Source organism: Dyadobacter fanqingshengii, from assembly GCF_023822005.2.
Lineage (GTDB): Bacteria > Bacteroidota > Bacteroidia > Cytophagales > Spirosomataceae > Dyadobacter > Dyadobacter fanqingshengii.
In genome coordinates, this window is the sequence record NZ_CP098806.1 from 6,053,396 (window position 1) to 6,074,566 (window position 21,171).

At 45.6% G+C, this 21,171-nt stretch carries 17 protein-coding genes; 2 read left to right on the plus strand and 15 right to left on the minus strand.

Annotated elements, in window-relative coordinates; genetic code table 11:
• Positions 1–7: 7 nt before the first annotated feature.
• The 9 genes from NFI81_RS25420 to NFI81_RS25460 all read right to left on the minus strand — a co-directional run bounded on the left by NFI81_RS25420 (position 8) and on the right by NFI81_RS25460 (position 10,832).
• A complete protein-coding gene (locus NFI81_RS25420) occupies positions 8–1,252 on the minus strand; it encodes a sulfate adenylyltransferase subunit 1 (RefSeq protein WP_234615610.1) in 1,245 nt (414 codons plus the stop codon).
• A gap of 76 nt (positions 1,253–1,328) precedes the next feature.
• Positions 1,329–2,282 (minus strand): sulfate adenylyltransferase subunit CysD, encoded by a 954-nt coding sequence (gene cysD, locus NFI81_RS25425; RefSeq protein ID WP_234615609.1) that lies wholly within the window; start codon positions 2,280–2,282, stop codon positions 1,329–1,331.
• Positions 2,283–2,379: 97 nt separating this feature from the next.
• Positions 2,380–3,084, minus strand: coding sequence for a phosphoadenylyl-sulfate reductase (locus NFI81_RS25430; RefSeq protein ID WP_234615608.1), 705 nt, complete (start codon positions 3,082–3,084; stop codon positions 2,380–2,382).
• A gap of 8 nt (positions 3,085–3,092) precedes the next feature.
• On the minus strand, positions 3,093–3,539 hold the full coding sequence (locus NFI81_RS25435) for a type II toxin-antitoxin system VapC family toxin (RefSeq protein WP_234615607.1): 447 nt from the start codon (positions 3,537–3,539) through the stop codon (positions 3,093–3,095).
• On the minus strand, positions 3,536–3,880 hold the full coding sequence (locus NFI81_RS25440; RefSeq protein WP_234615606.1) for a hypothetical protein: 345 nt from the start codon (positions 3,878–3,880) through the stop codon (positions 3,536–3,538). The genes NFI81_RS25435 and NFI81_RS25440 overlap by 4 nt, the downstream gene beginning before the upstream one ends.
• Before the next feature lie 24 nt (positions 3,881–3,904).
• Positions 3,905–5,092 carry a trans-sulfuration enzyme family protein gene (locus NFI81_RS25445; RefSeq protein WP_234615605.1) on the minus strand — a complete coding sequence of 396 codons (1,188 nt, stop codon included), beginning with the start codon at positions 5,090–5,092 and terminating at the stop codon, positions 3,905–3,907.
• Positions 5,093–5,172: 80 nt separating this feature from the next.
• Positions 5,173–6,342 (minus strand): TSUP family transporter, encoded by a 1,170-nt coding sequence (locus NFI81_RS25450; RefSeq protein WP_234615604.1) that lies wholly within the window; start codon positions 6,340–6,342, stop codon positions 5,173–5,175.
• A gap of 129 nt (positions 6,343–6,471) precedes the next feature.
• Positions 6,472–8,748, minus strand: a complete 2,277-nt coding sequence (locus NFI81_RS25455; protein WP_234615603.1) for an FAD-dependent oxidoreductase — start codon at positions 8,746–8,748, stop codon at positions 6,472–6,474.
• A 56-nt stretch (positions 8,749–8,804) separates the two neighbouring features.
• Entirely contained in the window at positions 8,805–10,832 is a 2,028-nt protein-coding gene (locus tag NFI81_RS25460; RefSeq protein WP_234615602.1) for a glycoside hydrolase family 2 protein, read from the minus strand.
• A 60-nt stretch (positions 10,833–10,892) separates the two neighbouring features.
• Between NFI81_RS25460 and NFI81_RS25465 the strand changes: the two genes are divergently transcribed.
• Together NFI81_RS25465 and NFI81_RS25470 are read left to right on the plus strand one after the other, a co-directional pair.
• The gene (locus NFI81_RS25465) at positions 10,893–11,129 is read left to right on the plus strand and encodes a DUF8507 family protein (protein WP_234615601.1); all 237 of its coding nucleotides are present in this window, start codon (positions 10,893–10,895) and stop codon (positions 11,127–11,129) included.
• A complete protein-coding gene (locus tag NFI81_RS25470) occupies positions 11,126–11,536 on the plus strand; it encodes a putative toxin-antitoxin system toxin component, PIN family (RefSeq protein ID WP_234615600.1) in 411 nt (136 codons plus the stop codon). The genes NFI81_RS25465 and NFI81_RS25470 overlap by 4 nt, the downstream gene beginning before the upstream one ends.
• On the opposite strand, the gene NFI81_RS25475 is transcribed toward NFI81_RS25470, so the two are convergent.
• The 6 genes from NFI81_RS25475 to NFI81_RS25500 all read right to left on the minus strand — a co-directional run bounded on the left by NFI81_RS25475 (position 11,493) and on the right by NFI81_RS25500 (position 21,160).
• Positions 11,493–13,214 (minus strand): sodium:solute symporter family protein, encoded by a 1,722-nt coding sequence (locus tag NFI81_RS25475; protein WP_234615599.1) that lies wholly within the window; start codon positions 13,212–13,214, stop codon positions 11,493–11,495. The genes NFI81_RS25470 and NFI81_RS25475 overlap by 44 nt on opposite strands.
• A 32-nt stretch (positions 13,215–13,246) precedes the next feature.
• Entirely contained in the window at positions 13,247–15,814 is a 2,568-nt protein-coding gene (locus NFI81_RS25480; RefSeq protein WP_234615598.1) for a glycerophosphoryl diester phosphodiesterase, read from the minus strand.
• Positions 15,811–16,851 (minus strand): FAD:protein FMN transferase, encoded by a 1,041-nt coding sequence (locus tag NFI81_RS25485; protein WP_234615597.1) that lies wholly within the window; start codon positions 16,849–16,851, stop codon positions 15,811–15,813. Before NFI81_RS25485 ends, NFI81_RS25480 begins: the two co-directional genes overlap by 4 nt.
• Positions 16,851–18,653 carry an FAD-dependent oxidoreductase gene (locus NFI81_RS25490; protein ID WP_234615596.1) on the minus strand — a complete coding sequence of 601 codons (1,803 nt, stop codon included), beginning with the start codon at positions 18,651–18,653 and terminating at the stop codon, positions 16,851–16,853. Before NFI81_RS25490 ends, NFI81_RS25485 begins: the two co-directional genes overlap by 1 nt.
• Positions 18,650–19,585: a hypothetical protein gene (locus tag NFI81_RS25495; protein WP_234615595.1), complete on the minus strand. Its 936-nt coding sequence runs from the start codon at positions 19,583–19,585 to the stop codon at positions 18,650–18,652. Before NFI81_RS25495 ends, NFI81_RS25490 begins: the two co-directional genes overlap by 4 nt.
• 81 nt (positions 19,586–19,666) lie before the next feature.
• Positions 19,667–21,160 carry a RagB/SusD family nutrient uptake outer membrane protein gene (locus NFI81_RS25500; protein ID WP_234615594.1) on the minus strand — a complete coding sequence of 498 codons (1,494 nt, stop codon included), beginning with the start codon at positions 21,158–21,160 and terminating at the stop codon, positions 19,667–19,669.
• Positions 21,161–21,171: the final 11 nt, after the last annotated feature.

The window sequence follows — 21,171 nt, forward strand, 5'->3', positions numbered from 1 at the left end:
TATTTCTTTATTCGATCATGCAAGCTCCTACGGTCACATTCGACGTCTCGTCGATCAGGATTGCTGCGCCATTCGCGCGGTTTTTCTGATAAGGATCGTAGGCGATTGGTTGGGCTGTTCTAAGTATAATTCTGGCAACGTCATTCAATTTAAGGCTGTCCACTTCGTCCAGCTTCTCATATGAATTAATGTCAATTTGGTATTCAATATCACGGATAGAACATCTCGATCGTGCTGTTCCGTGCTGCAATACATATTTATTCCCCGCTTTCAAAGTCTTTTTATCATCCATCCAACAGACCAGCGCCTCGATATCCTGGCTCACAATCGATGAGTTATTGATCGAAACGATGGTGTCGCCGCGGCTGATGTCAACGTCGTCTTCAAGTAAAATCGTAACTGATTCTAAAACAGAAGCCTCCTCGATTTCGTTTCCGCCGAATTCAATCTTGGCAATTTTAGATTCTGTTTCCGAAGGCAGAACCTTCACAAGATCCCCTTTTTTGAATGTTCCGCTTTGCACGCGTCCTGCATATCCGCGGTAATCGTGCAGTTCTTCCGTTTGAGGGCGGATCACATATTGAACCGAGAAACGACCATCTTCCTGATTTTGATCCTTCAAAACATTGACGGTTTCCAAGACAGAAAGCAATGTTTCGCCAGTGTACCAAGGCATATTCACAGACCTGTCCACAATGTTATCGCCATTCAAAGCGCTCACCGGAATCAATGTCAAATCTTTAATATTCAGTTTAGAAGCCAGCTCCTGGTAAGATTTTGCAATCTCCAAAAACGCATCTTCTGAGTTACCAACCAGGTCCATTTTGTTAATCGCTACAATCACATGCGGAATGCCCAGCATGGAAGCAATCAGTGAATGACGACGGGTTTGTTCCACAACACCATGACGTGCATCCACCAGAATAATCGCCAAATCTGCATTGGAAGCACCCGTAACCATATTTCTGGTGTACTGGATGTGTCCCGGCGCATCAATGCTGATAAACTTGCGGTTAGGCGTCTGGAAATATTTGTAAGCCACATCAATGGTAATGCCCTGCTCGCGCTCCGAACGCAAACCGTCCGTTAGCAATGCCAAATCGATTTCACCCACATTGCGGCTCTTGCTCGCGCGCTCAATGGCTTCCATCTGATCTGCCAATATATTTTTTGTATCGTAAAGCAAGCGTCCGATCAATGTGCTTTTGCCATCGTCCACGGAACCTGCTGTTATAAATCTTAGTAAATCCACCTTATTAATGTTGAATGATTGAATGAGTGAATGACTGAATGTGTCGCCTTGGCGATTAGTTAATCATTCATTTTAATCAGAAGTAACCTCCCTTTTTCCGATCTTCCATCGCCGCTTCCGTCTGCTGATCATCAATACGCGTTTCACCTCTTTCACTTATTCTTGAAACGGTTATCTCGGCAATAACCTCGTCTAATGTCGCCGCGCTGGATTCAACAGCTGCTGTGCAGGTCATGTCGCCAACCGTTCTAAAACGAACCTGACGTTTTACGATTTGATCATACTCATCGGGTTCAATAACCGGCGTGTTGTTCAGCAATTTGCCATCTCTCAAAATCAATTCACGCTCGTGGGCGAAATAAATGGATGGTAATGTGATGTTTTCTCTTTTCAAATAAGCCCAAACGTCTAATTCGGTCCAGTTTGAGATTGGGAACACACGCACATTCTCACCTTTATGGATTCTGCCATTGAACAAGTTCCAAAGTTCAGGACGCTGACGTTTCGGATCCCACTGACCGAATTCGTCACGGAAAGAGAAAATGCGCTCTTTCGCACGCGCTTTTTCTTCGTCACGACGCGCACCGCCGATGCAGGCGTCAAATTCAAATTCCTCAATGGTATCCAGCAAAGTGAAAGTCTGCAACCAGTTACGGCTTGCGTTCTTGCCCGTTTGTTCTTTCAGGCCTTTTGCCTTAATCGTATCTTCAACATAACGAACGACCAGTTTTGCGCCGATTTGTTCAGCCAGTTCGTCGCGGTAATTTATCGCTTCAATAAAATTATGTCCTGTATCAACATGCACCAGTGGAAAAGGAATTTTTCCAGGTGCAAAGGCTTTTTGGGCCAGTCTAACCAATGTGATAGAATCTTTTCCACCAGAAAACAACAATGCAGGGCGCTCGAACTGGCCTGCGACCTCTCGCATAATGTAAATCGCCTCGGCCTCCAACTGGTCCAGATAATCGGGAGAACTGCGTCTGGCTTCCTGATCGCTGATATCCGACACTTCTTTAACTGAAATTGACATATTCTGAATAATTGTTTTTTCTATAATAAAGGCTTACAACTGCTATAAACGAGGATTCTGCCTCAAAACTAACAGCCGACAGCCAGCGGCAAACAGCCTATTTAGCATGCAAGCCACATTCTTTTTTCGATTCGTCTTCCCACCACCAGCGTCCGGCACGGAAATCTTCGCCTTCCTGGATTGCACGGGTGCAAGGAGCGCATCCAATGCTTACAAAACCCTTGTCGTGCAATGGGTTATAGGGAAGGCCATTGGATTTGACATATGTCTTTACCTCTTCGAATGACCAGTTCAGGATCGGATGAAACTTCACCAACTGGTGCGCCTCGTCCCATTCCAGCTGTGGCATATCATGACGGTTGCCCGACTGTTCTGCCCTGATGCCAGTTACCCAGATTTTCGCGCCTTTCAATGCACGGTTCAAGGGTTCCACTTTACGAATAAAGCAGCATTCTTTTCTGTTTTCGACCGAATCGTAAAAACTTAACGGTCCTTTCGTGCTGACCATTTCCTCAACCGACTGGGTCTGCGGATAGTAAACTTTGATCTTCGTATCGTAACGATTGTTCGTCTTTTGCAGCGTCATGTAAGTTTCACTGAAAAGCCGTCCTGTATCCAGGGTGAAAATCGTAATGTTCAGATTATTCTTTAAAATAAAATCCGTAATAACCTGATCTTCATAGCCTAAACTCGTCGAAAACACAACCTCGCCAGGAAAAAGCTCCGCCAGAATCGCCAGCGATTCCGTCTCACTCTTGCCCTCAATGGCAGCGTTTAAAGATGATATTATTGTTTCGTTCATGGTGAATATTATATCAATTCAAAACGGGCGACATTTAAAAATTCACTATTCAAATGATCAAAGTCTTTGTCCGTTGTTATCAATGTTGCATTCAAAATACTTGCCGTCGCCGCAATCCAAAGGTCATTTTTGCCCATGTTTCTAGCTGAACCTTTCAGGTGTCTTTCCCTCAATCTTCCCTGGCTAAAAGCGTCGATTTCTGCGTAACGCTCGACAATCTGTTCATTCAGTTCTGTCGTGATAAGCACCGAATCTTTAAGAGAATCAAGTGCTGCCATCTTTTGCTTACCCCAATTATTTTGAATTCCAATGGATGTTAACTCTCCAATACAAACTGCCGAAGTGAACATTTGACTCAGGCCTCCTTCGTCTTCAAAATATGTTTGTAAAGTGTTTACCAAGTGGTGTTTTCTCAAATAAGCAAGCAATATATTGGTGTCAAGAAAATATCTCATTTAGTAAGTTGAGAAAGTAAAAGCTCCAATGGTTCCTGAATATCCATTTCATCGGCAAGCTTTCTCATTCTCTCCTTATCTAAACCTTTATAGTTTTGTTCTTTTTTTAGATTTTCAATCCAAGCCTCTGTTGATGCATATGTCCTCTTTGGCTTAATGAGCACCTTTGCAGGATCATTATCAGGCAAAGAATAATATATCAAATCGTTCATTGGAACTTCTGCCAGATCTCCTGCTTGCTTTGCTGTAAGCGCTCCTTTCTGATACAGTTGAACTGCAATAGAAAGCAGAACCGCTTTCTTCTCAAACTGCTCCGGAATTTCGATAGTTAATGTGTGCATGATATGAATATGTTTAAGTGTTTATCAATCTAATATATCACTTTTCACCGACACCTCCACGGCGTTGGTGAAGTCTTCGATTAAATCTTCGATGTCTTCCAAACCGACTGAAATGCGGATCAGGCCTTCTGTAATACCTAATGCTTTTTTCTCTTCCGGTTTGAGTTTTGCGTGCGTGGTTGTATTTGGGTTGGTTACAATGGTCCTTGTGTCGCCCAGGTTTGATGAAAGGGAAGCGATTTCCAATGCATCCATAAACGCAGAAACCCTTTCAAATCCACCTTCCAAATCAATGGTAACAATCGCACCGCCAGCTGACATTTGCTGTTTGGCCAATTCATGCTGCGGGTGTGATTCCAGGAACGGATATCGCACGGACTTTACATCCGGATGTTTTTCCAAAGCCTCGGCAAGCTGCAATGCATTGGAACAATGTCTGTCCATTCTTAATCCAAGCGTTTCAAGACTTTTGGTCAAAACCCATGCATTAAATGGCGACATCGATGGCCCCGTCTGGCGACAGAAAAACCGTAACTCTTTGATATATTCTTTTTTACCAACAACAACACCGCCCAATACGCGGCCCTGTCCGTCCATGAACTTCGTAGCTGAATGTAAAACCAGATCAGCGCCGAACTCTGCGGGAACTTGTAATGCTGGTGAGGCAAAACAGTTGTCTACATTGAAAATCAAATTGTGTTTTTTGCAAAGTCTTCCTACCATTGCCAAATCCACAAGGTCAAGGCCCGGATTTGACGGCGTTTCCAGATAGACCATTTTGGAATTAGGCTTAACTGCTGCTTCCCAGTCTGCTTCGCTCGCGTCTGCATCCAGGTAAGTATGTGTAATGCCCCATTTGCTTAAAATCTGTGTAATCACCTGATGCGCAGAGCCGAACAATGCACGGCTCGCAATAATGTGATCGCCGGTTTTCAGCAAAGCAGCCATGCTTGCAAAAACTGCCGCCATGCCTGTTGCCGTAGCAACGCCATCTTCGCAATCTTCTAAAAGACAAACCTTGTCAACAAATTCCTGCACAGTTGGGTTAGAGAAACGGCTGTAAATGTTTCCGTCTTCGGTTTCCTCAAAAAGTGCTTTACCCTGTTCCGCGCTTTCAAAAGTGAAACTGCTGGTCAGGAACAATGGAGTTGAATGCTCGCGATACTTTGTTTTTGGCGTTTGCGTGCGTATCGCTTTGGTTTGTTTTTTCATGATTCGAATTCATTGGCTGTTTACTTTCAGCCTTTTTTGTTTTAATATAAAAACTAAGCGCGCTGACTTAGATAATGTCTTTATAAATCGCTGAGCATCATATAAATGATTCTCAAACTAACAATAATGATAACGGTTCCGACCATGATCATCATGGTTTTGATCGGTAACCTTCTGGATAGATTTGCGGCGATCGGAGCGGCAACCATACCACCCAGTATGAGCCCCAGAACGACCTGCCAATGCGAAAATCCGATGATGCTGATGAATGTAACTGAACTCGCGAGTGAAACAAAAAACTCCGCCAGGTTGACCGATCCGATGGTGTATTTCGGGTGGCGTCCGCGGGCGATCAGCGTAGATGTTACGATAGGTCCCCAACCGCCGCCGCCGATCGAATCGAGCGTTCCGCCTGCCATTGCCAGCCAGCCGATTTTTGTCATCGGCCTTTTTTCAACTCGTTTCTTTAACGCTTTCTGGATGATAAGAATTCCCAGAATTAAAGTATAAACTGCCACTAACGGCTTGATGATGTAAATGTATTTTTCAAATGACGATAGGAGATAAGCGCCTGCAATTGCACCTAAAACGCCCGGAAACAGGATTTTTTTGAAAAGCTTGCTATTCACATTGCCGAATTTCAAGTGCATGTATCCCGAAACACCGCTCGTAAATATCTCGGAAGTATGCACGCTCGCGCTAACGGCGGAAGGCGGAACGCCTAGTGTCAGTAGAAAAGTGGCGGCCGTAACGCCATACGCCATACCCAATGCACCATCGATCATCTGCGCGACGAAGCCGCCCAGCACATAGTAAAAGAAACCCTCACTCAATTCCAGTTCATCCCAAAGAACGGTCAGCCGGTCGTAAGTAAAGAAGGTGAACAGCAAATGGCCAACGATCATCAAAGCAATCGCGGAGAATATATTAACGGCAACTTCTGTACGGGTTCTTTTGCGAATGGTGGCTGCCCAAATCTTTTGCTGGATGGTTTCCCAGCTCAGCGGTATTTTTGTATTATTCCTTGGTTCGGCTTGGGTTTGTGACCAAGTCTGAGTCTGACTTGATGCTGTATTAAAACGAACGTCTGATTCTTCGGGAATATCCCGTAGAAAAACTACCTGACCCTTTGCCCTCGCGAGTGCCGCTAGGCGCCGATCTTCCTCAGGGTCACCACTTGCGATGTAGGCAACATCCAAAGATTCCCAGTTAGTGTCAGATGAGGGTGTAAAATCCGCCGCTTCCTTCAAAGTCTATGTAGTATACTATTATTATAGAGTAAACGAGCAACAAAATAGCAAACAAATGTCTGCTATCTCGAGGCGCAAATTTAAGATCAAATTGTTAGTTTTCAAAGAACAAAAATCTCCCGGCGGAGATCAATAGCAGCTGATCTGGAATAAAGATGCGGGTGTATGCGGATTGGGGTTGGTGACTTTTATTTTCAAAAACTGCGTTTGGACAGGCTGATCGAAGTTAATGGTCCTGCGTGAGAGGTGATTGTCATTTATTTTTCCAATGACTTCATTTTTGTCATTACAAATTTCAATGTCGGTGGCGCAGAAAGGCATAACCGTTTCCGGGTGCACATAAATGACGTTCTCCATGGGGTGATCAAAATCTGTATCAAAGGAAATGTCGATTTTGCTAATTGTTACCGGGGCTTCCCAGCGGATGTTTACCACCGGCTCGGCATCATTGAAGTCGGCAACCCAGGCATTTGCGCCGGATATAGGCCGGTTATGATGATTTTTCAAATTTTCCGGTTCAAAAAGCGCAATCGGTTCGCTAAAGCTGAATGCCAGATTACGTCCTCCAGGTCTGCGCTGCGGGCACCAGAATTCGAATGTATCCACGCCCAGATCTTCCGCAGGCTCTTGTTTTCCGTAGTTGGAGACAGCAGGATTTGTTGCATTAAATACTGTTAGCAAGCCTGTTGCACGTTTTTCGCTATATTGAATTTTTATGTTTGGGTTTTTGATAAAAGATACAAATGCATAACCGGCCTCATCAAAAATTGCCGACCATTCCAACGGGATTTCATGCTTACCTGTCTTCAAATTGAAAGATTTGGTTTCCAGCGTAATGTCAGGCGTGTGATTGAATGCTTTACTGCTTTTTCGCAGTTCCACAATCAATGCTGTGTCGTTTAATGCTTCCACCCAAACAGTTACGGACGGCATTTTACCATGAACAGGTACCATTTGCGCAACAGAATGCTCGATAACCGCCCAATGCTCCGAGCCGGGAAGTTCTTTTAATTTTAAACTGGAAGAAGCGCTGACTTCAATTGCTTGTTCGACCAAATTTTCGGGATCAGCAATTTCGGTTTGCGGCAAATATTGCCCTGCTCGCCATAATTCCAGCTGCAACTCCTGCAAATGCTGCTCACCAACTTCACGCGGAGAACAATTGTGTTTTTTTGCAATGGCAGCCGCGATTGCAACCGATTGTCCGCCCATCGCACTGGTGGCCATCACACGCGTGGACGCAAATGCAACGTGCGTGGCGCTGATAATGCGCCCGGCTATGAAAAGATTATTGATGTTTTTGCTATAAAAACAACGGTAAGGAATGCTGTAAACGCCTTTGCTATGCCATTGATTACAACCCGATTGGTCGCTGTAAACGCCATCGGCGGGATGCAAGTCCAGGCTCCAGCCACCGAAGCCAACGGTGTCGTGAAACGGCTTTTGTTCAATAATATCCTGCTGTTTTAACAAATAATCCCCTTCGAACCGGCGGCTTTCCCGCTTACCCGGAATCGTGCCCACCCATTCCAATGTCATGTTTTCGGATTCCGGAAACTCACCTGAATTTTTAATATAATTCCAAGCTCCGTAAACCACTTTCCACAATTCCCATTTGATTTTTTCCGTATCGTGCACCGTATCAAGCCTTCCGCCATATTCCAGCCACCATAACCGGCAACCGAAGTCTTTTGGATTGAATGTTTTATAACGGGGAATTTCAGTAATATCCTGCAATGCATACGAAGGCGGAATAAACTTCACCGGGCGGCCTATATCCTTGGAGTAGAAATACATAGAATGCCCTAACAACTCCCCGTAAGCCTTATCCGGAGCAAATTTTTCACCAAATTCCCCCGCAGATTCAGCGCCCATCCTAAATGCAGCGCCAGATAAAAAACCAACAATCCCGTCGCCGGAAGCGTCGCAAAAGAGTGGGGCGGTAACCGTATATTTTGTGCTGTTCTGGCTGCAAAATGCGTGAACGGCGGTGATGGTTTCTGATTCAATATTTTTGTCCAAATCGTAAACCGCAGTGTTCAGAAGCAGTGTAATGTTGTCTTCATTAATCACTTTTTCCAATAAAACCGTGTCGAAAATCAGCGGGTTGCCGTCGGGATTGCGGTAAATGTTTTCCAACATTATTTCGTCAATTACGCCGCCTTCGCGGGCCCAGCGGTTGTTGTTGCCCATATGAGAAGTCGCGCCCAGGATCCAGAGCCGCACTTCACTCGAACAATTTCCCCCCAAAACAGGCCGGTCCTGGATCAATGTTACTTTCACGCCGGCGCGCGCCGCCGTGATCGCAGCGCAGGTTCCCGTTAATCCTCCTCCTACAATCACCAGATCTGCCGCCGATGCAATGGTTTTTGGTGCTCTTTTCTCAGATGCTTCTTCGCGTATCATTTTGTCAGGTCATTACATTCGCTCTGCGGTTCGAAATCCGGAGCGTGTATTTATAATTATTTCAATTCGATGTCTGTCTCAATCGCCGTAAAGCCCGTCGGTTTCGAGATCGTAATGTGCAGTTGCTTATCAAAACCAGCGACCGGAATGTCTATTTCTTTCGATTCACCCGGATTCAGGTCGGGTAAGGTGAGGGTTGTGCCGTTTGTTTTGAGCTTGTAGCCCTTGATCGCTCGCGAAGGAAAGTCGCCACGCACAGTTAGCCGCACGGTAAGTAGATGTTGCCCTTGTCCGCCGGTTTTGAAACTAACTTTTTCTATGGTTACAGGCGAATATTCGTTTTGATGAACTCCATAAGCGGCTCGGAATGAGCGATCGGGCCCAACTATTCCCCAAGGGCGGTAACCATTGACATTCGTGCCGTGATGGCGGCTTTGGTAATCATTATAAGTCCACCAGGAAGCGCCGACGATATAGGGCCTCTTGCGGAATTCAACCATTAAATCTGCAATATGCTTCGCTTGAAATGCCTCATCTTTGGCATCCGCACGAACGCCCCATTCGCTCACGAGAATTGGTTTTTCAGGGTATAAAGTGTGAATGTGATCCAAAACTTTTGCGTGATTTCCATATGTGTTCGTCGAGATAAAATCCACATACTGGCTGGCTTCATCTTCCGGTTTTTTAGGAAGTGTGTTCAATAGCATCGTTGCAAATGTGTAAAGTCGGGTCGGGTCGGTCTGCCGCGCAAATGCGATCATGTCTTTGGTCCAGCTTTGCCCCGCAGGCGTGGTCGACTGATATTCATTTCCCACACTATATGCGATCACGCTCGGGTGGTTCCAATCCCTTTCCGCCATTTCGGTGAACTGAGAGCGGAATTTCTTTCGAATAGAATCATTATCCATCTGATTGGGCGTGAGCTGCCAATTTCCGGCTTCGGTAATGATCAGCATCCCGTATTTATCGGCGAGGTCGTAGAAATACTCAGAGGGCGTGTAGTGCGTTAGCCGTTGGAATTCCATGCCCGCTTCTTTCATCAATTTGAAGTCTTTTTCAATAAGCCAATCCGGTTCCACCGAACCCAGGCCAGGATAATCCACAACCCGGTTCCCGCCACCGACACGAATTGATTTTCCATTCAAATGCAGCTGCGCATTCTTCACTTCCACCTTTCTGATCCCGAAATGGGAAGAAACAGAATCTTCCCCGACCGCAACTTTAAGCTGATACAAATTAGGCTCATCCAAATCCCACAGCTTAACCTGCGCGGCAGTTAATGTGCCTTCTGATTCAACCAGGCCCATTTGACCGGCGGGAATACTTTCAGATTTACCTTTTATATTAACAGGAACCGTCTTACCATTGAAAGTAACATTGTAACTGATTTTTGGCGAGATGGCAGATTTAGAAGCATTGCGAAATCTGATTTTGGTTTTCAAAACCGCCGTTCCTTTTACGAGATCAGGAAGCGCATCTATTTTTAAATTTTCGACGTAAACCTCTGGCTCAATGGTCAGATAAACAGGCCGGATCAAGCCGCCATAATTTAGCCAGCCCATAAACGGATCATTGATATTGCCATTATCCTTGGCCCCAGGAACCGTTCCGGGTTTCCATGTATCATTGTTGACCGAAACCGCGAGCAGGTTATCGCCGTCTTTCAACAAATCCGTCACATCAAAGCTGAAAGGTGTGTAACCGCCTTCATGTTCGCCCACTTTTTCGTTATTAAGCCAAACATGGGTTTTATAGTAAGCAGCGTCAAAATGCAGGATTACGCGCTTTCCTGTGACCGGTTTCCACGAAAAAGTCTTTCTATACCAGGCCGTTCCGGTGTAATGTTCGAAACGCGGGTCGGAGGAAAAGCAATGCGGGACAGTCACTTTATCAAGTCGGTTGCTCTGCGCAACTTTCTCCATAAACCATTTGCCTGTCACCCCCATTTCGGCAGGATCAAGCGCAAACAACCACTCGCCATGCAGCGGAATAGCAGCAGGTTCACGGATTTTATATTGGCCAAAAGCGCCTTGCGATGCCCAGCAAACGATAATCAGGAGGAATGTTTTAAACTTAAAATTCATAAAAAGCGTTAAAGGGATTCGAAGAGAATTAATGTTATTTTTGTAAAAACAGATATAGCAATGGCAACGACCCAAACCATTCCAACCCGGCTGAGCAATCTTCAAATCGAATTGTTGAAGCTGTATCCTTATAGCGTTTCTGAAAAAGAGTTGGGCGATATCCGGAAAATACTATCTGATTATTTTGCCAAAAAGATCGATAGTGAAATGGATGAACTTTGGGAAAAAAATGACTGGGGCGACCAAACCATTGAATCCTGGAAATCAGAGCATATTCGAAGTAAATCTTCCAAATGAGAGTAGTTCTGGATACAAATGTCTTGCTGATTTCCCTTCCGTTAAAATCCAAATACCGTCCTATTTTCGATTCTTTGCGAGCCGGTGAATTTGAGCTGATCGTGAGTAATGATATTTTGCTCGAATACCACGAAAAAATCAGTGAGAAGACTTCGCCTGAAATTGCAGAAAACGTAATTAAACTCATTCTTTCATTGGAAAATTGCACATTACAATCCACATTTTTCGAATGGGGCTTGATGCATAATGATGAAGATGACAATAAATACACAGATTGCTCATTAGTTGCTAATGCTGACCATTTGGTTTCCGAAGACCGGCATTTTAACATTCTCAAAGACATTGATTTTCCTAAATTATCAGTCATTCGTGCGGATGATTTTCTTGAATTGGTGAAACCTCAATAGCAGCAACCTTCCGCGAAGCCATATACGGGATCAATGTGGAAAACAGCACAATTGTCGCCACTACAGCAGTTATCACTGTCCCGGAAGTTGTTAACACACTTAATATAAAAAGCATAACGGCTGTAAAAAGCAATGCGCCCGCAATCACTTGTAAGCCAAAACGGTTTTGACGCTTGATCTCAATGGCTTCTTCCGCATTGACCTCCAATGCATCGATCCGCTTTTGTTCTTTTGTTTCCAGGTAAGTCAAATATTCCTTGGCAATGATGTCTTTTGACCTGGCCCAAAGTTCATAAGCGAGCAAAAGCAACAACGGAAGCCCGACCCCAACGATCGTTTCCATGCCTCTGGATAATTTAAAGTCTAAAAGCAGCGGAGCCAGGATTTTGAAAAAGAGGTTAACCGAAAGCCCAATGCCGGTAACCCATAATGTGACGGTGCTATTGAGTCTTCTGGAAAATAATGCCCAGAGCGGCGGTGCCAGAAGTGGGCCGCCAGATATGGCTGAAATGCTCAAAACCACTTCAACAATGCCTCCGGCTGCGGGAACAAGCAATGCAATGCCAATCATTCCCAAACCAAAAAACCAGGATGAGCCGCGTGCAACCCGGATCAGCTGCTTGTCAGAAGCCTTTGGATTGACCATTCCTTTATAAATATCATTGGTAAAAACGGCTGAAACGACATTCAATGCCGTGTTTGCGCTGGCAGATGTTGAGAAATACATGCCGGTCAGCATTAACCCCAGCAATCCCGGCGGTAACACCAGTTTGCAGATCATCAGATACGCGTTTTCCGTGTCTAGACCCGTTAATGAGGGATTTATGGCTTTGTAAATCATGGGTGGAAACATCCATATCACCGGACTAATGAGATATAATCCTGCGAACAAGAACGCGACTTTCTTAGCCGATTTCTCACTATTCACGCTCGTATAGCGCTGCACCATCGTCCAGTTTCCCCCTATATAACAAATGTGATAGATGACGAAAGCGGCGACGAATCCAATGGTATATTCGCCATTCAAAAGGTTGAAAAAATCATCCGGAACGGCCTTGCTGAACCCTTCCCAACCGCCGACTTTATCAAATGATAAGGGAAGTAAAATGAAAACCGCCGCCGACAAAACCACGAATTGCAAAATGTCTGTCACCATGACCGCCCAAAGCCCTCCGACTGCCGTGTATGCAATCATGAAAAGCCCCAAACCAATCGTGCAAGGCACTAATGGCAAGTCGAGCGAAGCACTCACGAGCTTGGCAACCGGGTATAAAACCGAGCCTTTGATAAAAACCGAAACCAGCGTAAAAATGAAGATATAGGTCTTTTGAACAGCCAGGCCAAGTCTCTCCCGAATGAATTCAGCGGCGGTTAATGCGCCTGTTCTTTTCCATCGAGGCGCCAGATAAAGTGCCGTGATCAATGCACCAATGCACATGGTCCATTGAATGGTAATGGCCACCCAGCCGTGCTTGTACGCAATGGAGCCCCACGCAACGAATGTTCCCGCCGAGAAAAAGCTCATAAACAAGGACAGCCCCCCTATGAACCAGGGGACCGCCTCTCCTCCGGCAAAAAACGATTTCAAATTCCGTCCTGTCCTCGCAAATAACATCCCAATGCCCATCACAAATGCGGAAAAGACTAGGATGACGACTGTATCAATGGTGTTGTTCATGAATTAGGGTTAATGCTGTGAAACGAGGGCTGCTAGAATGTTACTTCCAAGGTCTTAATGCCAAATGCCGGAATGCTGATCTGATCGGTATTAGCGGGCTTGTTATCTTCTAGCCACTTCATTCCGGCTGCTTTTTTGCCGTCGCCCATCTTGCTTTCATCAAGTTTTAAAGCAAATTCGGTCGCAGCAGGACTGTTATTCAACAATGTCACATAAATGCTATTCTTTGAAGCCGATTTAGCGGTGATCACGTCGATAGCCGGTTTGTCGGCCACAGCGAAACCTTCCATGATTACAAGCTTTGCTTTGTCGCCGTAAACAGTCCCGGGTTCGAAGCCGTAAGTTTGGTGCGGGCCTACTTTTGGGGTTACGAAGCCTCTTGGAAACTCGATTTTCCCGTTTGATCTTAATGCTACTTCCGAAAGCAAATAGTCTGTAATCCAGCCGATTTGCCACCAGGCGTGGTGCGGGTAAGGGCCCGCGCCCCTGTTCATGGCATTCCAATAGTAAGATGCGACGCTGGTTTTGCTGTCGACGAAAGCGTCTCGTCCGATGGCGGCTGAGCGGGCCATATCGGCGAAGATTTGTTCCCCTGTTAATTGATACATTCGGATAAAAAGTCCGGCGTGGCTGGCTAGCTGAATGGGGCCGTTGCGGGTTGCCGAGCCAAAAATTCCGCCATGTTCAAAACTCAAACCGGTTTGACTGATTTCCCAGTCTTCCATGCTGTTACCATTGACATTCTTTATGTTATGGTTTGCAATGGGATGGGTGTAAATGGAAGCGGTGTAGATTTTCGCGCACGTCATCGCGGCATCCTGGTATTTTTTGTTTTTGGTAAAATCATAAAGGTCCAAAAGTGCCTGAGCAGACTGCCCGGTTGCAAAATCGGGAGCATAACGTGCATCGCCGCAGACGCCCAGGAATGCGCCGGTTTCGACTGCGTTTTTGATGAACCAATCGGCACCTTTTTGCGCTGCTTTCAGGTATTTTTCATCTTTCAAAAGTCGGTATGCCACGATCATGCCGTAAAATGTCGGCCTTACATCCTTAATGTCTTTAAACAATTCCTGCTCGGTTTTACGGTCATATGCCACGGCCCAGCTGCCGTCTGTATTTTGCCAGCTTAGCAATTTATCGGCTCCCAAGCGAATTCTTTCTTTCAATTCCGCATGCTCCGGCTCGAACAGAAGCATGTTGCCCATATCCAGTAACACGTAGTAAGTCAATGCGATAGGCTCCACGACCTCACCCCATTCTTCGACGAATTTTTTGCTTTTGGATAAATAATACTGGCCTTCAATGGCGCCGTCGAAAAAGCCCTTTTTGGTTTCCTGCTGCACCAGCTTGAAATTTAAGGCAGGCGGAAGCACTTTTCCCTTCAATTCCGGATCATTGGTCGCATTCGCCAGCATCCACATGGCGCCATAATCCGCGTTTTTCATGGCGTCCTTATTGGAGCCGACCACGCCGCCGAGGTAGGATTGCGCACCGATTTGTTTGCCTTCGAATTTCTCAATATTCCAAAGCGAGGTCTTCGGATCGGTGAGATAATGATGCATTTTTTCAATGCGGTCGGTCAGCGCTTGTTTGCTTTGGCGGAGGCTTAATGTTTCATGGAATTTATAAATGTCATTCGCCGCATGCTTGATCGCCTGAAACCAGTCGCCCGCGATGAGGCTGTAACGGAATGAGTAGGTAATCTCCTCACCAGCATTTAGTTCTGATTTTTGTTCACCCAAAACCGGATAATATAATGTTGGAGAAAGCTGCGCTTTTCTGTTCATGTGAGAAAGCCCGAGCTGCCAATCCGTTTGCGTGATTTTGTCTTTTGACCAGGGATCACGCGCCAGTCCCGGCTCCGGAACTACAGAGAGCGTGATGCCAGTTTTTGTCGTGATCAGCGGGCTTAATGTCGTTGCGCAGCGTTCACGATACACAACAGGACGATCCGGAATGCCGTGACCATAGGCATAGGCCAGCGCAAAGTTTTTTTGGATAAAATTCCCCTGGAAATAACCCGGAACGGACGCCCAGACCATTTGATTTACTGCGACAGAAGCGAGCGTAGGCGTTGCAAGCGAAAAATAACCCTTCTTTTTAGGAATCAACCGCATCGTCACCTGAATGTCGTTCGGGAACTGCGGATCGAGTTTCCAGGTCGCTTTGACCGTTGCTACTTCGGTTTCTTTCGTGAATTCCAGTTCATCTTTTTTGATTAAAAGATTGGTTGGCAAGAAGCTAAAAACCTGGCCGGCTTTGTTCAGCGAAACTTCCGTCGTGCTCTCTTTCCATTGTTCCTGCTGATAATGGTAATTGTCTTCGGGAAATTTTCCGCCCGTTATTTTTTGAAATGTTTCTTTCGGCTCAGACGAAGGTTTTGTCTCGGAATAAAGCAATGTGTATTCGCCGGAAGGCGTCAAACCTTCCATCCATTTTCCATCCTTTTTAACCAGAATTTTGTGAACCGACCAGCTCTTGCCATCACTTTTAAATTGAACACTAATATGATCATTCGTAAGGCTCCCGGGTGATTTAACCTGGCCCAAAACAAGGTTGAGCGCACTAAAACACAAAAAAATGGAAAAGTATAATTTCATTTTTGGTTTATTTCTTTGATAAAATCTTTTACTCCGGCGCTGACAAAAGTCTCTAATCCGCCATTTTTATTTGTGTAAATCAGATATACATCCAGGTCTTTTCTGGTCGCTACGAATTGTTTGGTTTTCTCAACACCCATTACAAAAAACGCAGTGTCGTAACCATCCGCGGTTACCGCATCTCGGGCAAAAACGGTTACGCTCAGCAGGGAAGTTTGCTCCATTGCACCAGTTTTGGGATTAATTAAATGGTTGAAAACCTGGCCATTACTTGTGAAATGATTATGATAATTTCCAGCCGTCGTTAGTGCCCGGTTTTCCAGGCTGACTGTTGCGATTAACGAGCCGCTGCGCAATGGATCTTCTATGCCTGCTACCCAGGGTTTTGCCTGTTCTTTCTTGCCTTTACACAAAACCTCGCCACCAATTTCCACCATATAGCGGTTAATATTTTTGCTTTCCAGAAATGCACCGATCATGTCCACCGAATAACCCTGGGCGATGCCATTGAAATCCAGCCTGACATTGGATTTATTTTTCCTAACTGACATGGTATCAAACTGAATATTGTGGAAACCGACCAGCTTCAATAGTGAGTCTATATTCACATTTTCAGGATTTTTCACTTTTTTTGCCCCAAACCCATAAGCTTCTACCAGCGGCATTATAGTAGGATCAAAAGCGCCATTTGTGGCTTCATATACTTCCTGTGATTTTTTCAAAACCGGATAAAAATAAGGCGATTTGAATGTTAGCGACTGCGATTTATTGAATTGGCTGATCTCAGAATCGGGCCTGTAGAGGGATAAACTTCTGTCAAAATCTTGGAGAATTGAGTCGATTTCTGATTTAAGATTTCGGTTTTTTTGGTCGTAATATTTGATTTGGTAAGTTGTTCCCTGGGCTTCGCCGCTGATTGAAATCAACGGTAATTCGTTGCTTGCTTTGTATTTTAAGAAATCCGTCCCAAAATAGCCGCTGATATCAGTCAGCGGATTAAAAAAGAAAAGAAGTAGATGCAATGCAGCGTTTTTCATTAAGGTTGCGGCGCTAGGGTTTCACCTTTGAGAATGGACATGAGCTCGGGCAAATGATCCTGATAAACTCCTCTTGGCGTTGTTTTGTATTTGGTTGTCAAGTAAGCCGCAAAACCTACGACTTCGCCCATCATCCCGCATGTTCGCATCACCCGCGTGCTGCCGAACGCCACGTGCGTGGTGCTGATATTCCTGCCCGCGACGAACAGATTTTGAATGTTTTTTGAATAAAGGCAGCGGTAGGGAATGGTGTAAGGCGCAACTTTAATGTGCTTGGTTCCGGCGAAAAACTCTTGACCTTCGAAGTATTTGCTGTTTTTGGCGTCGGGGAAATGCAGGTCAATGGTCCAGGTTGCGGTGACAGAACCATCCGGATAAAATTTGCCTTCCTGAATGTCCATTTGATTCAAAATGTGATCGCCGATAATGCGGCGAGACTCCCGTTTCCCGCCAATGTATGCCACCCATGCGAGCTCGCGTTTGGCATATTTAGCAGCTTTATTTTTTTTCAAATAGGACCAGTTTCCATAAATAGCCCTCAGGTTGTGATCGCGGATCTTTTCGGCGTCGGTAATGGTGTTGAAATTACCAAAACCTGTTTCCCACTGCCAGTCTGCTTTGGGTTCGTCGATGTGATATTCGTCTGAAAACTGGATTGCCCAGGGCGTCTCCGGGAATGATGAAACGGTGTCGCGTTCCAGGGAAGCCCACAAATTGGAGGTGCCTAATGTAAAATCATCGGCTTTTTCTGCCGCGAGTGATTCACCCGTTTCTGCCTTGCTTTCACGCCCCATTCTGAATTCCGCGCCAGCCAGATAACCGATCGTTCCGTCACCCGTGCAATCTGAGAAGAAGGAGCCGGTGAAGCGCATTTCTTTGTTCGTGGCAATGTCGCGGCCTACTACGGCAGTAATAATGTCATTCTCTTTCTCAACCTTGTAAACGTGCGTGTTCAGGAACAGCGATATGTTTGGTTCCGCTTTCACGATCGAAATTTTACGAGCGTCGCCATATTCTTTGGCATCAGGATTTCCGTTTCCCGGGTCGCCATTGTCCATTTCCCTTACGATTCTGCCGAGTTTAGGATAATGGTTTTTATCCACATCACCCATCAAATGCACACGGATCTCTGAACTGTTATTGCCCCCCAGAACAGGTCTGTCCTGGATTAAGGCGACTTTTAGCCCCATTCTGGCAGCCGAAATGGCCGCGCAGGTTCCTGCAATTCCGCCACCCACTACGACCATATCAAATCGTCCTGCATCGGCTGGTTTGTCCGTGAGATTGAGCAGTTTTTTACGAAATGTGGTTAATGCTTCAAAATCATTGGGAGGCGTGAATTTCAGATCGTCCGTAAATAAAATCGCATCACAGCGACCATTGAAGCCGGTTAAGTCTTTGATCCAAAGCTTCACCGAACCTGTTTTAATGTCCGTTTCCCCGCCGTCATACCATTTCCATGCATCCGAGCCGCTCGACCCGAAAACCTGATCGACTTTTTTGCCATCCAAGCTGATCTCAAATTTTCCGGGGCCTTTCGGAAATGGTGCCCAATCTTTGGTGCGGACCCACATTTTGTATTTTCCGGGCTTTAAGAATTTTACGGTTGTGGACGCATCTTTTACCGGCCTGCCCATGCCATGTGCCATCAAATAGGAGGAGCCCATGACCACAAAAGATTGCTGATCAATCACCCAACCACCTTTGTCTTCAAATGACTCGGTTTCGACAAAAATGTGGTTTTGCGCTGACGCGCAGAAGGCGAGGAGGGATAGGAAAAGAGTTAGAATTATCTTGTTCATTGTTTGCTCAGGATTTGATTAATGAGAGATGATTGCTCTTCATTTGATTTTGTCAGGCTGGATTTTAGATTATTCTTCAATGTCTCGCTGACAGGGATTGTTTTCAGTTTTTTCAATATTGCTATTTGCATTGCGTAAGGCGAGTTTTCAAATGTTTCCCATATCCATTCTTGTTTTTTTGTGTCTGAAAAAAAGCTGCCGCTCACGCGTTGCAATGCGTTTTTTGCAATGAAAATGTTTTTTCCGCTGATAACTTTTTCAATGTCGGTTTGATAGGCGTTCTGGACATTGCCTTTCGCATCCATCACTTTTTCCATGGCCCAATATTGATAATGATAATTGTTACTTAGCAGAAACCGGTGCAGTAATGCGTCGTTCTGATATGATTCAATGATCTTCTTCATTTCTGGAACGGCCGTTCCATATGCAATGTGCCAAAGCGTGTAACAGGTGTAAACGGCTCCGTCAATCACTTGGTTTTTAATGGTTTTTAATGTTGCGCCCGCCTTGGCATCCACGGAATCCGTTAGGTTGTCCGTGCCGTTTGTAATCAGATCTTCCATTTTCAGATCAGCAAATATCGAATTGGACTGGGCCAGAATGTCTTGTAACTTTTCATAATCTTCCTGTTTGAATTCGTCATGATCCACTTTGGTCAAAACCTTATTTTCGGGCAGATCGAAACGTTCGTAATTGCCCAGTAAGTCCCAGTAAAAGTTGATATGCACCGGTTTGCATTCGTTGGTATAGCAAACCGGCGTGAAAATGTTCCTGAAAAAATGTTGTGGCTGACCTGAGTCGTTCAATGCAAGTTTCAATGTATAGGTTAATGTATCATTTTCAACAATCCGGAATTCCCGCACCTTTCCCTGGCCAAAAACAGGAGCAGAAAAAGTCCATAAAAAAGCACAACACATCAATACATTTCCCATATTCACTCCGGCAACTCTGTCAGTCAATCAGCGCGTCGGCGCACGGTCATTCAGTCATTCACTCATTCAAAATTGAAAGTTCTACTTCCAATCCGGATTCTGTTCGATCTTCGCATTGGCATTAATCTCGTCCTGCGGAATCGGGAAATAGCGGTTTTTGGCAGTCACATTCCTGACGGGATACACGCTGTTCACTGCTTTTGGAATCACAGTCAAAAACTTCCCGGTGCGGGTAAGGTCATACCAGCGGTCGCCCTCTGCGAAAAATTCCCAGGCGCGTTCCTGCAAAACGGCTTCGATGAACGCATCTTTTGTCAAACCAGCCTTCAAAACGGGCAGTCCTGCACGTTGACGAACCACATTGACAAACTCATAAGCAGCAGCCGTGGCACCATTCGAACGAGCTTCTGCTTCGGCAGCGATGAGGTAAACATCTGGCATGCGGAGGATCGGGATGTTTGGAATTAAACCGATCGTCGAAACCGGATCCTGGTATTTTTTGATCAAAACACCCTCCGTCGTAATAGGCGTAATGCTTTTTTGCGGAACCACTTTTCCGGCTTTGTCAATGTAATTGGTGTCCAAAAGCGTCCTGCGCTTGTCTTTTGGATCAAATGAATTAAAAAACGACTGGTAAGCGAACATCGAACCAAACGAAGTCCGCGCATACTCCGGTCCGGCACTTCCCGGAGGGCCGCAAAGGCCAACCAGCTGGTGACCTAATCCAGGCGAAACAGGATCAACTTCATAAGCGAAAATGTTTTCCAGACGTGCAGCATCCTCGTTATCATAGCGATACACATCCCAGACATTGGGTAAAAGCGCATGCTTATTGGAAGCGATTACCAGTTTTGCCTTTGCCAATGCGGTCGCATAATCTTCGTTATAGAGTGCAACCTTTGCATAGAGTGCAAGTGCCGCTTCATGGGAAGCACGGCCTTTCACAACCGCCGGAAAGGATGGAAGTTCTGCCGACGTGGCTTGGTCCAGATCGCTGTAAATTTGCTTGTAAACTTCTGCCTTCGGGCTTTTTGCGGTTAAGGCTTCTTCTTCAGTGTAGCTTGGTGTGATCTTAACCGGGACGTCACCGAAATTTTTGGTCAGAAACCAATGGTAAAAGGCGCGTAAAAAGTAAGCTTCTCCCAGCACTTGTTTCTTGCGCGGCTCATCCATGTTTGCGCCAGGAACCTTGGCAATCACCCAATTGGCCTTTTCGATGCCGCTGTAACACGACTGCCAGATCTGCTGAGGCGATTCGTTTACGCGGCTATTACTTTTTTGGGTCGTGTAATTGACGTCATAGGTAAACATGGTCAATGTGTTACGGCCTACAACACCGCGTGGGTAAGTCTGGTCATCGCTGAAATCCGCAACCAACGTCAGTGCCGGAGCGCCGCCGAGGCCGCCTAATGCGCCGTAAACAGCGACCAGCCCTTTTTCAGCGTCGGCGGCTGTTTTGTAAAAGTCTTCGGTATAAATGGATGAGTAGATCGTTTCGTTCAGCTCGCACGAAGGCAGCAGGAGGGAAGCTCCCAAAATGCTCAGCGTTGCGCTTATTTTTAATGCTTTTCTCATGTTTTTCAAAA

What these genes read in the sequence shown, in the direction of transcription:
- cysD (WP_234615609.1), bottom strand. Translation starts at nt 2,282, where the DNA reads ATGTCAATTTCAGTTAAAGAAGTGTCGGATATCAGCGATCAGGAAGCC.
- NFI81_RS25430 (WP_234615608.1), bottom strand. Translation starts at nt 3,084, where the DNA reads ATGAACGAAACAATAATATCATCTTTAAACGCTGCCATTGAGGGCAAG.
- NFI81_RS25435 (WP_234615607.1), bottom strand. Translation starts at nt 3,539, where the DNA reads ATGAGATATTTTCTTGACACCAATATATTGCTTGCTTATTTGAGAAAA.
- NFI81_RS25440 (WP_234615606.1), bottom strand. Translation starts at nt 3,880, where the DNA reads ATGCACACATTAACTATCGAAATTCCGGAGCAGTTTGAGAAGAAAGCG.
- NFI81_RS25445 (WP_234615605.1), bottom strand. Translation starts at nt 5,092, where the DNA reads ATGAAAAAACAAACCAAAGCGATACGCACGCAAACGCCAAAAACAAAG.
- NFI81_RS25455 (WP_234615603.1), bottom strand. Translation starts at nt 8,748, where the DNA reads ATGATACGCGAAGAAGCATCTGAGAAAAGAGCACCAAAAACCATTGCA.
- NFI81_RS25460 (WP_234615602.1), bottom strand. Translation starts at nt 10,832, where the DNA reads ATGAATTTTAAGTTTAAAACATTCCTCCTGATTATCGTTTGCTGGGCA.
- NFI81_RS25465 (WP_234615601.1), top strand. Translation starts at nt 10,893, where the DNA reads ATGGCAACGACCCAAACCATTCCAACCCGGCTGAGCAATCTTCAAATC.
- NFI81_RS25470 (WP_234615600.1), top strand. Translation starts at nt 11,126, where the DNA reads ATGAGAGTAGTTCTGGATACAAATGTCTTGCTGATTTCCCTTCCGTTA.
- NFI81_RS25475 (WP_234615599.1), bottom strand. Translation starts at nt 13,214, where the DNA reads ATGAACAACACCATTGATACAGTCGTCATCCTAGTCTTTTCCGCATTT.
- NFI81_RS25480 (WP_234615598.1), bottom strand. Translation starts at nt 15,814, where the DNA reads ATGAAATTATACTTTTCCATTTTTTTGTGTTTTAGTGCGCTCAACCTT.
- NFI81_RS25485 (WP_234615597.1), bottom strand. Translation starts at nt 16,851, where the DNA reads ATGAAAAACGCTGCATTGCATCTACTTCTTTTCTTTTTTAATCCGCTG.
- NFI81_RS25490 (WP_234615596.1), bottom strand. Translation starts at nt 18,653, where the DNA reads ATGAACAAGATAATTCTAACTCTTTTCCTATCCCTCCTCGCCTTCTGC.
- NFI81_RS25495 (WP_234615595.1), bottom strand. Translation starts at nt 19,585, where the DNA reads ATGGGAAATGTATTGATGTGTTGTGCTTTTTTATGGACTTTTTCTGCT.
- NFI81_RS25500 (WP_234615594.1), bottom strand. Translation starts at nt 21,160, where the DNA reads ATGAGAAAAGCATTAAAAATAAGCGCAACGCTGAGCATTTTGGGAGCT.